This is a genomic window from Streptomyces thioluteus, from assembly GCF_039535865.1.
In genome coordinates, this window is sequence record NZ_BAAAXZ010000114.1 from 42,934 (window position 1) to 55,950 (window position 13,017).

13 protein-coding genes, 1 tRNA gene and 1 pseudogene are annotated in these 13,017 nt (G+C 71.8%); 8 read left to right on the forward strand and 7 right to left on the reverse strand.

Translation table 11 applies throughout. From position 1 onward, the window contains the following. Window positions 1-55: 55 nt before the first annotated feature. Window positions 56-559: a pyridoxamine 5'-phosphate oxidase family protein gene (locus ABD794_RS15045; RefSeq protein WP_344963776.1), complete on the forward strand. Its 504-nt coding sequence runs from the start codon at window positions 56-58 to the stop codon at window positions 557-559. Window positions 560-563: 4 nt separating this feature from the next. Here ABD794_RS15045 and ABD794_RS15050 read toward each other — a convergent pair whose 3' ends face one another. Next, the gene (locus ABD794_RS15050; RefSeq protein ID WP_344963778.1) at window positions 564-1,055 is read right to left on the reverse strand and encodes a MarR family winged helix-turn-helix transcriptional regulator; all 492 of its coding nucleotides are present in this window, start codon (window positions 1,053-1,055) and stop codon (window positions 564-566) included. 156 nt (window positions 1,056-1,211) lie between these two features. Between ABD794_RS15050 and ABD794_RS15055 the strand changes: the two genes are divergently transcribed. Further along, on the forward strand, window positions 1,212-2,279 hold the full coding sequence (locus ABD794_RS15055) for an alkene reductase (RefSeq protein WP_344961641.1): 1,068 nt from the start codon (window positions 1,212-1,214) through the stop codon (window positions 2,277-2,279). A 253-nt stretch (window positions 2,280-2,532) separates the two neighbouring features. Here ABD794_RS15055 and ABD794_RS15060 read toward each other — a convergent pair. The 3 genes from ABD794_RS15060 to ABD794_RS15070 form a co-directional block, all read right to left on the reverse strand. Beyond that, window positions 2,533-2,606: transfer RNA gene (locus ABD794_RS15060), tRNA-Pro, on the reverse strand. 46 nt (window positions 2,607-2,652) lie between these two features. Next, complete coding sequence (locus tag ABD794_RS15065) at window positions 2,653-3,411, reverse strand: Pr6Pr family membrane protein (protein ID WP_344963780.1); 759 nt, start codon at window positions 3,409-3,411, stop codon at window positions 2,653-2,655. 39 nt (window positions 3,412-3,450) lie between these two features. Continuing rightward, window positions 3,451-4,377, reverse strand: coding sequence for a metallophosphoesterase (locus ABD794_RS15070; RefSeq protein ID WP_344963782.1), 927 nt, complete (start codon window positions 4,375-4,377; stop codon window positions 3,451-3,453). 130 nt (window positions 4,378-4,507) lie between these two features. On the opposite strand from ABD794_RS15070, the gene ABD794_RS15075 reads away from it, so the two are divergent. After that, complete coding sequence (locus ABD794_RS15075) at window positions 4,508-4,969, forward strand: GatB/YqeY domain-containing protein (RefSeq protein WP_344963783.1); 462 nt, start codon at window positions 4,508-4,510, stop codon at window positions 4,967-4,969. A 64-nt stretch (window positions 4,970-5,033) separates the two neighbouring features. Here the strand turns inward: ABD794_RS15075 and ABD794_RS15080 are convergent, their stop codons facing one another. Beyond that, complete coding sequence (locus tag ABD794_RS15080; protein WP_425586027.1) at window positions 5,034-7,181, reverse strand: transglycosylase domain-containing protein; 2,148 nt, start codon at window positions 7,179-7,181, stop codon at window positions 5,034-5,036. Window positions 7,182-7,566: 385 nt separating this feature from the next. Between ABD794_RS15080 and ABD794_RS15085 the strand changes: the two genes are divergently transcribed. Further along, window positions 7,567-7,905: a WhiB family transcriptional regulator gene (locus ABD794_RS15085; RefSeq protein WP_344963785.1), complete on the forward strand. Its 339-nt coding sequence runs from the start codon at window positions 7,567-7,569 to the stop codon at window positions 7,903-7,905. On the opposite strand, the pseudogene bagB reads toward ABD794_RS15085, so the two are convergent. Next, window positions 7,902-9,450: pseudogene (bagB, locus tag ABD794_RS15090) on the reverse strand (ATPase BagB). The gene ABD794_RS15085 and the pseudogene bagB overlap by 4 nt on opposite strands. After that, window positions 9,447-10,460, reverse strand: a complete 1,014-nt coding sequence (gene bagA / locus ABD794_RS15095; RefSeq protein WP_344963787.1) for an ATPase BagA — start codon at window positions 10,458-10,460, stop codon at window positions 9,447-9,449. The pseudogene bagB and the gene bagA overlap by 4 nt, the downstream one beginning before the upstream one ends. 71 nt (window positions 10,461-10,531) lie before the next feature. On the opposite strand from bagA, the gene sp36 reads away from it, so the two are divergent. The 4 genes from sp36 (at window position 10,532) to ABD794_RS15115 (ending at window position 12,972) form a co-directional block, all read left to right on the forward strand. After that, window positions 10,532-10,687, forward strand: coding sequence for a Sp36 family protein (sp36, locus tag ABD794_RS15100; protein WP_143650014.1), 156 nt, complete (start codon window positions 10,532-10,534; stop codon window positions 10,685-10,687). Beyond that, window positions 10,684-11,148 carry a RidA family protein gene (locus tag ABD794_RS15105; RefSeq protein ID WP_344963789.1) on the forward strand — a complete coding sequence of 155 codons (465 nt, stop codon included), beginning with the start codon at window positions 10,684-10,686 and terminating at the stop codon, window positions 11,146-11,148. The genes sp36 and ABD794_RS15105 overlap by 4 nt, the downstream gene beginning before the upstream one ends. Window positions 11,149-11,224: 76 nt before the next feature. Continuing rightward, window positions 11,225-12,133 (forward strand): NUDIX hydrolase, encoded by a 909-nt coding sequence (locus ABD794_RS15110; RefSeq protein ID WP_344963790.1) that lies wholly within the window; start codon window positions 11,225-11,227, stop codon window positions 12,131-12,133. Further along, a complete protein-coding gene (locus ABD794_RS15115; RefSeq protein WP_344963792.1) occupies window positions 12,130-12,972 on the forward strand; it encodes an MBL fold metallo-hydrolase in 843 nt (280 codons plus the stop codon). The genes ABD794_RS15110 and ABD794_RS15115 overlap by 4 nt, the downstream gene beginning before the upstream one ends. Window positions 12,973-13,017: the final 45 nt, after the last annotated feature.

Genomic DNA, 13,017 nt, shown 5'->3' on the forward strand with positions numbered 1-13,017 from the left:
ACGGAAGGCCGACGGAACCGGCCCCGCTGTCAGTGGCGTGGGTCATAGTCGGGGCATGTACGAGACGCCGGACGACATGACCGCTCTCCAACGTCTGCTCGACGACAGCTACGCCACGGCGGGTCCGCATCTGCGCTCGGTCGTGGACGAGGACCGCCGCCTGGACGCCGCCGGGGTCGTGGCCCGGCTCCGGGGTATCCCGATGATGGCGCTGGCGACCGTGACGGCCACCGGCGAGCCGCGGGTCGGCGTCGTCGACGGGCACTTCTTCCGTGCCCGCCTCTACTTCGGCTCCGGGCGGAACTCCGTGCGCTTCCGACACGTCCGCGCCCGGCCGGCGATCAGTGCCACGGTCTTCGACGGCCAGAGCCTCCAGATCACCGTGCATGGCAGGGCGGTTGAGGTCGAGCCCGCGCGGGACCCCGCCCTCCGGACCTTCCTGATCGAGTCGCACGGACGGGAGCTGTGGGAGGCCCGGCTCAAGGGCGCCGTGTGGGCGCGGATCGATCCGGAGAAGATGTTCACGTTCCGCAACCCGGGGGCGGGGGTGGTGGATTAGGGGATCAACAAGAGCGGCACGCCCCGCACAGGTTGGCCTCCAGCAGGTCCAGCAGCCGTGCCAGCTGTGCGCGGTCGTGGTCACCCAGTCCGGCGAGCGTGATCTCCTCCAGTTCCTGCCACACCTCCGCGACCTCGCCCCGCAGTGCGTGCCCCTGCTCGGTGGCCTCCACCATGACCGCGCGCCGGTCGGTGGGGTCGGGCTGCCGCCGGACGAGCCCCGCCTGCTCCAGGCGCTGCACCATGCGGGTCACCGTCGAGGGGTCGAGGCCGCCCGTCTGCTTGATCAGTTCGGTCTGGCGCTGCGGGCCGTGCTCCCACAGGGCCATCATCAGCAGTTCCTGCCCGGGGTAGAGGCCGAGGCGGCGCAGCAGCTGCCCCGCCGTGATCCGGTGGAGCTTGGCGACGCGGGCGATGGCGTGGCTGATCTCGCCGCACGTGCCGGATTCCGTGGTCGTGGTCGCTTCGTTCGGGCACTGGTACTCGGCGCCGGACATGAGGCCTCCTGCTTCGTCAGCTCCGGGATCCATCTCCCTGCTTCGACGGGGACCCGGAAATCTTCCCCCGTCTCATTATGTTGGCTGGCCAAGTAATGCGCTACAGTGGCGTCACGCCGATCGATTGGTCGGCCAAGTAATTGGGAGGGATCCGCCATGACCAGCGCTTTCGACCAGATCACCGTCGGTGGGAACCAGCTCGCCAACCGCATCGTGATGGCTCCGATGACCCGCAGCCGGGCGGCCGAGGGCGGCCTGGCCACCGAGCTGACCGCCGAGTACTACGCCCAGCGCGCCTCCGCCGGCCTGATCGTCACCGAGGGCATCCAGCCCTCCGTCGTGGGTCAGGGCTACCCCTTCACCCCGGGTCTGCACAGCGCCGAGCAGGTCGCCGCCTGGCGCAAGGTCACCGACGCCGTGCACGCCAAGGGCGGCCGGATCTTCGCCCAGCTGATGCACACCGGCCGCATCGGCCACCCCGTCCTGCTGCCCGACGGGCTCGTCCCCGTCGGCCCCTCGCCCGTCGCCGCGCAGGGCCAGGTCTTCACGGCCGAGGGCCCCAAGGAGTACATCGCCCCGCGCGAGCTGACCGAGGACGAGATCCGGCAGACCGTCGCCGACTTCGCCAGCGCCGCCCGCAACGCCGTCGAGGCCGGTTTCGACGGGGTGGAGCTGCACGGCGCCAACGGCTACCTGATCCAGCAGTTCCTGGCGACCAACGCCAACCTGCGCACCGACGGCTGGGGCGGCTCGGTCGAGGGCCGCATCCGCTTCGCCGTGGAGGTCGCCGAGGCGGTCGTCGCCGAGATCGGCGCGGAGCGCACCGGCATCCGCCTGTCGCCCGGCGGCACCCTCAACGACATCCATGAAGCCGACCCGCGGCCCACCTACGAGGCGCTGGTCGCCCGCATAGCCCCGCTGGGCCTGGCCTACCTGCACATCATGGAGCCCGGCGACCGCGAGCTCACCGTCGCCCTGCGCAAGCTGTTCGGCGGCCCCGTCATCCTCAACCCCTTCACGGGGAACGAGCCCACCGGCCCCGAGCACCTCGCCCTCGTCGAGGACGGCACCGCCGACCTCGTCTCGTTCGGCGGCCTCTTCCTCGCCAACCCGGACCTCCCTCGCCGCCTCGCCGCCGGCGGCCCGTTCAACACCCCCGACCGCGCCACCTACTACGGCGGCGACGCCAAGGGCTACACGGACTACCCGACCCTGGAGGGCTGACGCCCCACCGCCCGCGCCGCAGCCCTCGTCCCTTGCTTCCGCCCCGGTCCCCCGGGAAGCGCGAGCAGGCGGCCGAGGGCAGCGGCGCGTCGCCGTTTCGCGAGGACGACCCCTGACCGCCCGTCATTGAACCGCCGGACGATACGGGTGACGCGCATCACGAGCGCGGCGCGCTGCTTCCTATGAGCCACCCGGAAACGCATCAGGGCCCCGATCCACCAAGTGGATCAGAGCCCTGATCTGTGCAACCAAGTCGGGGTGGCGGGATTTGAACCCACGACCTCTTCGTCCCGAACGAAGCGCGCTGCCAAGCTGCGCTACACCCCGATGCACTCCGAGTCCCCGCTTTCGAGGGTCCCCGGCGCAACGAGCTCTACTTTAGCGGACCGGAGCCCGTAGGCGAAATCCGATTCCGGGGGCCGCGCAGGTGGGGGCGTACCCGGTCGGCGAGGGTGAGCGCGAGGGCCAGGCCGTAGAAGGCCAGGCCGAAGACGACGGCGTTGGTGGCGATGCCCGCGTAGCCGTGGAGGTCGACGTCCAGGAAGGGGTACGGGTAGCGGCCTTCGGTCCCGGGGTCGAGGAGGGCGCCGCGGATCAGGGCGAAGGGGAGGTAGAGGAGGGGGTAGACCAGCCACTGCCAGGCGTGGCGCAGGAGGAAGCCGCCGGGCACGGTGAGCACGAGCCAGTCGAAGGCGGCCGCGAGCGGGGTCACGGTGTGGAGGAGCTGGTTGGCGGCCGATTCCAGGGGGGTGCGGTCGCTGGTCATGGAGAAACCGCTGGAGTCGTTCGACAGGACGAAGTGGAAGACGAGACCTGTGATGGAGATGTAGAGCAGCGCCGCGCCCGTGATCCGCGGGGAGAGCGCGGGGCGCGCGGTCCAGGCGCGGTGAGCGGCCCAGGCGAAGGAGACCGCCACCAGGATGTTGGACTGGATCGTGAAGTAGCTGAAGAGCCGGCCCAGGTCGTCGGAGTCGATCGTGTCCAGGACGATGCCGGTGAGGGCGGCCAGGGCCACGAGCGCGCGGAAGGCCGCCGCGAAGGGGCGGCGGCCCGTCGGGACGACGGCGGACGCGGGAACGCCCGTCGCGCTCGCCGCGCCGGCCCGGGAGGTGGTGGAGGTCGGGTCGATCATCCCTCCACCGTACGGGTGGGCCCGGGAAACCCTCCCGGCTCAGTCGCGGGCGACGAGGGTGAGGAGCGTGGCCTCGGGGGGGCAGGCGAAGCGGACGGGGGTGTAGCGGTTGGTGCCGCAGCCGGCGGAGACGTGCAGGTACGAGCGGTGGCCGCCCGCGCGGTGGGTGGACAGGCCCTTGACCCGGCCGGTGTCGATGTCGCAGTTGGTGACCAGCGCCCCGTAGAAGGGGATGCAGAGCTGGCCGCCGTGGGTGTGGCCGGCGAGGACCAGCGGGTAGCGGTCGGCCGTGAAGGCGTCGAGGACGCGCAGGTACGGGGCGTGGACGACGGCCATCGAGAAGTCCGCGTCGGTGACCGGCCCGCCGGCGACCTCCGCGTACCGGTCCCGCTTGATGTGCGGGTCGTCCAGGCCGGTGAGCGCGATCTCCCTGCCGTCGATCTTCAGTCGGCCCCGGGTGTTGGTGAGGTTGACCCAGCCCGCCTCGTCGAAGCCGTCGCGCAGTTCCTCCCACGGGTTGTGGATCGCGCCGACGACGGGGGCGTTGCCGTTGAGGCCGTGCCGGCCGGTGGCCTTCTCGAGCAGGTAGCGGGCGGGGTTGCGCAGCTTGGGCCCGTAGTAGTCGTTCGAGCCGAAGACATACGCGCCGGGGAAGCGCATCAGCGGGCCGAGCGCGTCGAGCGTCTCGGGGACGCCCTCCGGGTCGGAGAGGTTGTCGCCGGTGTTGATCACGAAGTCGGGGCGCAGCCCGGCGAGGGACTGCAGCCAGCGCTGCTTCTTGCGCTGTCCGCTCACCATGTGGATGTCGGAGACCTGCAGGACCCGCAGGGGCCGCATGCCGGGCGGCAGGACGGGCACGGTGACCCGGCGGAGCCGGAAGGAGCGGACCTCGAAGCCGGCGGCATAGGCGAGGCCCGCCGCTCCGGCTGCTGTGATTCCCAGGGGTACTGCGTATCGCGCGCGCATACGGCCATGGTCGCAGACCCCGGGCGGTCCGGGGCTCACGGGCCCGGCGGGGGACGGGAGTTGTGCGGGGCGGCGCAGGGGCGCCCGTTAATCCGGGGCGCGGGCACGGGCGGGATGCGAAGATTGCGCCATGACCACGCTCAAGGCAAAGCTCCAGGACGACCTCACCACGGCCATCAAGGCGCGTGACGAGCTGCGTTCCGCCTCCCTCCGTCTCACCCTCTCCGCGATCGGTTACGAGGAGACGGCCGGCAAGACGGCCCGGGAGCTCTCCGACGACGAGGTGCTCAAGGTGATCACCCGCGAGGTGAAGAAGCGCCGCGAGGCCGCCGACGCGTTCGAGAAGGGCGGCCGCGCCGAGCAGGCCGGGCGCGAGCGTGCGGAGGGCGAGGTGCTCTCCGCGTACCTGCCGGCCCAGCTGTCGGACGAGGAGCTGACCGCGCTCGTCGCGGAGGCCGTGGCCGAGGCGACGGCGGGCGGCGCCGAGGGGCCGAAGGCCATGGGTGCCGTCATGAAGATCGTCAAGCCGAAGGTGGGGAACCGCGCCGAGGGCGGCCGGGTGTCCGCCGAGGTCAAGCGCCAGCTCGCGTAAGGCGGATACAGAAGGGGCCCGCCCGGACCGTACGCGGTCCGGGCGGGCCCCTTTTCCTCAGGCGTCAGTGGGAACGGCCGGGCTTGTTGCCCGGGCGGGCCTTGCCGCCGCCCTTCTTGTTCTTCCCGGCCTTGTCCTTGTCCGAGCCACCGGTGTCGATGCCCGAGACGGTGTCGAAGGACGGCGCGGGCCTGCCCTCCAGGGCGCCGCTCATGGCGTCGCGCCAGATCGGCCCCGGGGTGTCACCGCCGTAGACCTGGCCGTGGTAGACGCCGCCGATGGTGATGTCCTCCATCGACACCTCGTCGCCGGCGCCGCCGACCCACACGGCACCCGCCATGTTCGGGGTGTAGCCGACGAACCAGGCGGCCTTGCGGCCGTCCGTCGTACCGGTCTTGCCGGCGCTGTCGCGCCCGCCGAGGCCGGCCTCCTTGCCGGTGCCGTCCTCGACCACGCCCTTGAGCAGGGTGTTGACCGTCTCGGCGGTCTCCTCCGACATGGCCCGGGAGCAGCTGGTCCTGGGGATGTTCAGGGGCTTGCCGTTGGGACCCTGCGCCGAGGTGATGAGGACGGGGGAGCAGTACGTGCCCTTGTTGGCGAAGGTGGCGTAGGCGGCGGCCATGCTCAGCGGGGACATGCCCGCCGCACCACCGATGGCCATGGCCGGCACCTGCTCCATCGTGGCCCCGCTGGCCGGCTTGAGGCCGAGCTTGTCCGCCATCTTCACGGCCGGGCAGATGCCGATGTCCTCGAGGAGCTGGATGTAGTAGGTGTTGACCGACTTGGCGGTCGCCTCGGCCATGCCGTACGGGCCGACCTCGCTCCGGTTCTCGTTGCTGACCGTGCTTCCCTCGGTCTTCCAAGTGCCCTTGCAGGTCGCGATCTCGGACGGGTACGGCATGCTGTACGGCGACGAATACGTCTGGTTCGCCGACTTGCCCTCCTCCAGCGCCGCCGCCGCGATGATCGGCTTGAAGGTGGAGCCGGGCTGGAAGCCGTACGTCGAGCCGCCCATGGCGTGGTTGGCCGACAGGTTGATCTGCGTCTGGTCCTTGCCGAAGCCGTACGGCTTCGACTGCCCCATGCCCAGCACCTTGCCCGTGCCCGGCTCGACGATGGAGATCGCCGTGGCCACCGAGTCGCTCTGGTAGACGTGGTCGCTGATCGACTTCTGGACGGACTTCTGCGTCTGCGGGTCGAGGGTCGTACGGATCGTCATGCCGCCCTCGTTCCACCGCTTGGCGCGGGCCTCCTTCGACTTGCCGAAGGCGGGGTCCTGGAGGAAGACCTGGCGGACGTAGTCGCAGAAGAAGCCGGCGCCGTTGACGGCGGTGATGCAGCCGCTCTTCGGACGGCTGACGTTCAGCTTGATCGGCTTGGCCTTCTCGGCGGCGGCCTGGGCCGGGGTGATGTTCTTCAGGTCGACCATGCGCTGGAGGACCATGTTGCGCCGCTGGGTGGCCGCCTTGGGCGCGTTGACCGGGTCGAAGCGGCTGGGCGACTGGACGATGCCGGCCAGCAGGGCGGACTCGCCGAGCGTCAGGTCCTTGGCGTGCTTGCTGAAGTAGCGCTGGGAGGCGGCCTCGACGCCGTACGCCTGCTGCCCGAAGAAGGTGATGTTCAGGTAGTTGGCGAGGATGCGCTGCTTGCCCAGCTCCTTCTCGACCTGGATGGCGTACTTCAGCTCCTTGACCTTGCGGCCGAAGGTCTGCTGCGTGGCGACGGCGACCTTGTCGGGGTCGTCGCCGGCCTCCTCGACGAAGACGTTCTTGACGTACTGCTGGGTGAGGGTCGAGGCGCCCTCGGAGACCCCGCCGTTCTGGGCGTTGCGGTTGAGGGCGCGGAGCACGCCCTTGAGGTCGACCGCCCCGTGCTCGTAGAAGCGGGCGTCCTCGATGGCGACGATCGCCTTCTGCATCCAGGGGGAGATCTTGCCGAGGGGGACGACCGTGCGGTCGCGCGAGTAGACCTTGGCTATCTCGCCGCCCTCGGAGTCGAGGATGGTGGTCCGCTGGCTCAGCGGGGGCGTCCTGAGGTTCGCGGGGAGCTCGTCGAAACCTTCCACCGTCCCCTTGGCCGCCAGTCCGAAGGCGCCGATGCCCGGCAGGGCCAGGCCCGCCAGAAGGACTCCGGAGAGGACGCTGACGCCGAGGAACTTTGCGGCCTGCGTGCCCCCCGAAGAGGACGCCCCGCCCGAGCGCTTCATAGCCATGGGGGAAAGCCTACGTTCTCATTCGGCGGACAGGCGCCCGTGTGTTCGCCTACGCTGTTTTACGCCAGTCACTGCGGTTGCCCTCAGCCTCACCTCTGCCCTCACTCCTGTAGGTGATGAGGTGTGTCCGTATTGCCGCCTGTGTCACTGGCTGCCCCGTGCGGGATGAGTGAACTGCCCCTATCCGTACGGAAAAGTCGCTGATGTCGCCAGGTCACTCCGGTGGGTGATCTGCCGCGTACGCATAGTCCCTTCGGGCTATCCAAGATTGGGCCCGAAGGGGGTGTTGCCCCCTGTCCTGCTTCCGTAACGTCCTCAACTGGCAACGGTGAATATGCCGCTGCCGCCGTGGGGGAGCCTCGATTCGGGAGAGGACGGCGCCAGCATGAGCTGGGTAACCGACTGGAGTGCGCAGGCCGCCTGCCGCACGACCGATCCGGACGAACTGTTCGTTCAGGGCGCAGCGCAGAACCGGGCCAAAGCGGTCTGCACCGGATGCCCGGTCCGCACGGAGTGCCTGGCCGACGCGTTGGACAACCGCGTCGAGTTCGGCGTGTGGGGCGGGATGACGGAGCGCGAGCGGCGTGCGCTGCTGCGGCGCCGGCCGACGGTGACGTCGTGGCGCCGCCTGCTGGAGACGGCCCGCACGGAGTACGAGCGCGGCGCCGGCCTCCTGCCGCTGGGCGATGAGGAGTACGACGACGCGTACGCCGAGGCGGGCTAGTCCTCGGAGCCCCGGGCGGGGGCGCCCTGTCCGGCGCCGTCCACGGGCACGGCCGGGCCTGCCGTGGCCTGGGCCGGCAGGGTGACCGGACCGCTCCGGTCCGGGTGACCGGCGAGCCGCTCGCCGATGGCCCGCAGTCCCTCCAGGTCGTGCACGTCACCGGGGAGCGCGGCCACTTCGGCCACCGGTACGTCCGGGTGCAGCGCGGTGAAGCGGTCGCGCGTGCGCCGCTCGCGCGTCAGCACCCGCATGCGTTCGGCGTGCAGGCGCAGGAGTCCTGCGGCCAGTCGTTCGGTGGAGACCGCGGGATCCGTCGAGGCCGCGGACGATGCGCTCACGGATGTCGACGGCGCCGGGTGTGCCGTACCGCCGGAGTCCGCGGGCACCGCGGGCACTCCGGGTGACACGGGCTGGGGGAAGCCGCTCTCGGGAGAGGACGTGTCGAGGGGAGTGGCGGTGCCAGGGTCATCAGCGGTACGTGACCCAGCTTGCCCGCTGCCACGATCCACAATGCCGGTGCCGTCAAGATTTTCTGGGTAATCCGCGGTGCCGCCCGTGTGGTTCGCGGTGCCGCCCGCCGGACGGTCCGCCGTCGCGAGGGGCCCCCTCCGTGAGCGCCTCGGCCGCCGCCAGCGCACGCTCCGCGGAGAGCCGTGCGGCCCCGCTGCCGTGCACCCGGTTGAGCACCAGCCCGGCCAGCGGCATCCGTTCCTCCGCCAGCCGCTGGACGAAGTAGGCGGCCTCGCGCAGGGCGTCCCGCTCGGGCGCGGCCACCACCAGGAAGGCCGTTCCGGGAGCCTGGAGCAGGCGGTAGGTGGCATCGGCGCGGGTACGGAATCCGCCGAACATCGTGTCCATCGCGGCCACGAAAGTCTGTACGTCACGCAGTAGTTGGGCACCCATCAGTTTGTTGAGGGGGCCGCTCATCACCGACATGCCGACGCCGAGGAACTTCATCCCGGCCCGGCCGCCGATCTTCGCCGGGGCCATCAGCACCTTGATGAGCCTGCCGTCCAGGAACGAGCCGAGCCGGCCCGGGGCGTCCAGGAAGTCCAGCGCCGAACGGCTCGGCGGGGTGTCGACGACGATCAGGTCCCACTCGTCGCGGGAGCGCAGCTGGCCCAGCTTCTCCATGGCCATGTACTCCTGCGTGCCGGCGAAGCCGGCCGACAGGGACTGGTAGAAGGGGTTCTCCAGGATCGCCCGGGCGCGGTCGCGGTCCGCGTGCGCCTCGACGATCTCGTCGAAGGTCCGCTTCATGTCCAGCATCATGGCGTGCAGTTCGCCGCCCGCCGACCCGTCGACGCCGGGGACGCGGCGCGGCACGTTGTCCAGTGCGTCGATCCCCATCGACTGCGCGAGCCGCCGCGCCGGGTCGATGGTCAGCACCACGGCCTTCCGGCCGCGCTCCGCCGCCCGTACGCCGAGCGCGGCGGCGGTCGTCGTCTTGCCGACCCCGCCGGAGCCGCAGCACACGACGATGCGGGTGCCGCGGTCGTCCAGGATGGCGTCGATGTCGAGAGCGGTCGTCCTGTCCAGGCTCACCGGGCCCCCTCGCTCGTGCCGGTCACGATCTCCCGCGTGCGCAGTGCGCGGGCCATGCGGTAGAGCCCGGCCAGGTCCACGCCGTCGCCGAGCAGTTCCAACTCGCAGGCGGGCAGGCCGAGATCCTCGATCCTGGCCCGGCTGCCGCGTTCGAGCGCGAGCCGTTCGGTGTGCTCGCGCGCCTCGTCCAGCAGCGGGGCGACCAGGGACGCGGCCGTGCCCGCCCGGTTCTCCCCGCCGGAGGAGGTCCGGGCGAGGGCGTGCGCGAGGGCCTCGGCCACGGCCGCGCGCCGGCCGTTCGCCGCCTCCTCCACGGCCGCCCCGTCCAGCACCTCGGGCCGCACCATGTTGACGACGACGCTGCCGACCGGCAGGCCCGCGGCGCGCAGTTCGGCTATGCCGTCCACCGTCTCCTGGACCGGCATCTCCTCCAGCAGCGTCACCAAGTGCACCGCCGTCTCCGGGGACTTGATGACGCGCATCACCGCCTGCGCCTGGTTGTGGATCGGCCCGATCCGGGCCAGCCCCGCGACCTCGTCGTTGACGTTGAGGAAGCGCGTGACGCGGCCGGTCGGCGGCGCGTCCATGACGACGTGGTCGTAGACGAAGCGTCCTGTGCGGTCCTTCCGGCGCACGGCCTCGCAGGCCTTGCCCGTCAGCAGCACGTCCCGCAGCCCGGGGGCGATGGTCGTCGCGAAGTCGATCGCGCCCAGCTTCTTCAGGGCCCGGCCCGCGCCGCCGAGTTTGTAGAACATCTGGAGGTAGTCGAGGAGCGCCCGTTCGGCGTCGATGGCCAGCGCGTACACCTCGCCGCCGCCGGGGGCCACCGCGATCTTCCGCTCCTCGTAGGGCAGCGCCTCGGTCTCGAAGAGCTGCGCGATGCCCTGCCGGCCCTCCACCTCGACCAGCAGCGCGCGTTTGCCCCCGGCCGCGAGGGCGAGTGCGAGAGCAGCGGCGACGGTGGTCTTGCCGGTACCGCCCTTGCCGCTGACGACATGGAGCCTGCTCATGTGCGGAGCCTAGCCAAGCGCTGTGCGGCTCCTCGCACGAGGCTGTCGGTGGGAGGCATTACAGTCGGGCCATGACCAAGTGGGAATACGCGACCGTGCCGCTGCTGGTGCACGCGACCAAGCAGATTCTGGACACCTGGGGCGAGGACGGCTGGGAGCTCGTCCAGGTCGTGCCGGGGCCCAACCCCGAGCAGCTGGTGGCCTACCTGAAGCGGGCCAAGCAGTGAGCGCCGTCGAGGCCAGGCTGGCCGAGCTCGGGCTGACGCTGCCGGACGTCGTGCCGCCGCTGGCCGCGTACCAGCCGGCCGTGCGGACCGGCGCGTACGTGTACACGGCCGGTCAGCTGCCCATGGTCAAGGGCTCGATCCCGGTGACCGGCAAGGTCGGCGCCGAGGTGAGCCCGGAGCAGGCCAAGGAGCTGGCGGGCGTGTGCGCGCTCAACGCGCTGGCCGCCGTGAAGTCCGTCGTCGGCGATCTCGACAAGATCGTCCGCGTGGTGAAGGTCGTCGGTTTCGTGGCCTCCGCGCCCGACTTCACCGGTCAGCCCGCCGTGCTGAACGGGGCCAGCGAGCTGCTCGGCGAGGTCCTCGGCGAGAAGGGCGTGCACGCCCGTTCCGCCGTCGGCGTCGCGGTGCTGCCGCTGGACGCGCCGGTCGAGGTCGAGATCCAGGTCGAGGTCGCCGGCTGACGGCCGATTCCTGCAGCGGGCTCTTCCGCCGCGGGATCCTCTCGAACATCCGCCGGTGAGCGCATAGCATCCGGCCATGGCGACGACCAACGGCCAGTGGTACCCACCGGAATGGCCCGACAGGATCAGGCGGATCGCGCGGGGCGAGCTCGACCCCGTGACGCCGCGCCGCGCCGCCACGGTCCTGCTGCTGCGGGCCGGGGCGGACGACGGGATCGCCGTCCACATGCTGCGCAGACGCGCCTCCATGGCTTTCGCCGGGGGCGCGTTCGCGTATCCGGGCGGCTCCGTGGACCCGCGCGACGAACGCGACGTGCCCTGGGCCGGGCCCTCGCCCGAGGAGTGGGCCGCGCGCCTCGGCGTCGAGCCCGCGGTGGCCCAGGCCATCGTCTGCGCGGCGGTCCGCGAGACCTTCGAGGAGGCGGGCGTGCTGCTCGCCGGACCGGCCCCGGCCACGGTCGTGGCCGACACCACCGGCCCGGAGTGGGCGGCCGACCGGTCCGCGCTCGTCAGCCACGAGCTGTCGTTCGGCGACTTCCTGGAACGGCGCGGTCTGCTGCTCCGCAGCGACCTGCTGGGCGGCTGGGCGCGCTGGATCACCCCCGAGTTCGAGCCGCGCCGCTACGACACCTGGTTCTTCGTCGCCGCCCTGCCCGAGGGGCAGCGCACCTGCGACGACTCCACCGAGGCGGACCTGGCGGTGTGGACCGCGCCCGCCGAGGCGGCCGCCGGCTACGACCGCGGTGAGCTGCTGATGATGCCGCCGACGATCGCGACCCTCCGCTCGCTCCTGCCGTTCGGGAGCGTGGCCGGGGCGCTGGCCGCGGCAGGTGAGCAGGATCTCACCCCGGTGCTGGCGCGCGTCGAACTCAGGGGGGAAGAGATCGTGCTGAGCTGGCCCGGGCACGAGGAGTTCACCAAGAACCTCCCCTTCCGCCTGCCGGGCCCGCCGCACATTCCAGCGACTCCGGGAGCCGATGCATGACGAACCCAGCCGAAGCCGCCGACCTGCCGGGCCGGCCGCGCGCGGCCGTTCCGGGCGGGCCCGCCACCGAGCGGGCGACCTGCGTCCTCGCGCCCAACCCGTCCGTGATGACCCTCGACGGCACCAACACCTGGCTGCTGTCCGAGCCGGGCTCCGACCTCGCGGTCGTCGTCGACCCGGGGCCGCTGGACGAGGGGCACCTCCGGGCAGTCGTCGCCACGGCGGAGGCGGCGGGCAAGCGGATCGCGCTCGCCCTGCTGACCCACGGGCACCACGACCACGCCGACGGCGCGGTGCGGCTGTCCGAGCTCACGGGCGCCCCGGTGCGGGCGGTGGACCCGGCGCTGCGGGCGGGCGGCGGCGAGGGCCTGGCCGCGGGCGACGTGATCACCACCGGCGGTCTGGACCTGCGGGTGATTCCCACGCCCGGCCACACCGCGGACTCGGTCTCCTTCCACCTCCCGGCGGACCGCGCGGTCCTCACCGGCGACACCGTCCTCGGCCGCGGCACGACCGTCGTCGCCCACCCCGACGGCCGCCTCGGCGACTACCTCGACTCGCTGCGCAGGCTGCGGACGCTCACCGTCGAGGAGGACGCCCGGACGATCCTCCCCGCGCACGGGCCCGTCCTGGACGACGCCCGGGGCGCCCTGGAGTACTACCTCGCGCACCGCGCCAAGCGTCTCGCCCAGGTGGAGACGGCCGTCGAGGCGGGCCACCGGTCGCCCGAGGAGGTCGTCGCCCACGTCTACGCGGACGTGGACCGCGCGGTCTGGCCGGCGGCGGAGCTGTCGGTGCGGGCGCAGCTGGATTACCTGGGGGAGCACGGGCTCATCTGACGGGCCCGTCCGGGGAGCGGGTTTCCCGGACGGCCGCCGGGACTC

Coding starts and splice junctions, on each gene's coding strand:
- ABD794_RS15055 (WP_344961641.1), top strand. CDS start 1,212: ATGACCAGCGCTTTCGACCAGATCACCGTCGGTGGGAACCAGCTCGCC.
- ABD794_RS15115 (WP_344963792.1), top strand. CDS start 12,130: ATGACGAACCCAGCCGAAGCCGCCGACCTGCCGGGCCGGCCGCGCGCG.
- bagA (WP_344963787.1), bottom strand. CDS start 10,460: ATGAGCAGGCTCCATGTCGTCAGCGGCAAGGGCGGTACCGGCAAGACC.
- ABD794_RS15110 (WP_344963790.1), top strand. CDS start 11,225: ATGGCGACGACCAACGGCCAGTGGTACCCACCGGAATGGCCCGACAGG.
- sp36 (WP_143650014.1), top strand. CDS start 10,532: ATGACCAAGTGGGAATACGCGACCGTGCCGCTGCTGGTGCACGCGACC.
- ABD794_RS15045 (WP_344963776.1), top strand. CDS start 56: ATGTACGAGACGCCGGACGACATGACCGCTCTCCAACGTCTGCTCGAC.
- ABD794_RS15050 (WP_344963778.1), bottom strand. CDS start 1,055: ATGTCCGGCGCCGAGTACCAGTGCCCGAACGAAGCGACCACGACCACG.
- ABD794_RS15065 (WP_344963780.1), bottom strand. CDS start 3,411: ATGATCGACCCGACCTCCACCACCTCCCGGGCCGGCGCGGCGAGCGCG.
- ABD794_RS15080 (WP_425586027.1), bottom strand. CDS start 7,181: ATGGCTATGAAGCGCTCGGGCGGGGCGTCCTCTTCGGGGGGCACGCAG.
- ABD794_RS15070 (WP_344963782.1), bottom strand. CDS start 4,377: ATGCGCGCGCGATACGCAGTACCCCTGGGAATCACAGCAGCCGGAGCG.
- ABD794_RS15085 (WP_344963785.1), top strand. CDS start 7,567: ATGAGCTGGGTAACCGACTGGAGTGCGCAGGCCGCCTGCCGCACGACC.
- ABD794_RS15075 (WP_344963783.1), top strand. CDS start 4,508: ATGACCACGCTCAAGGCAAAGCTCCAGGACGACCTCACCACGGCCATC.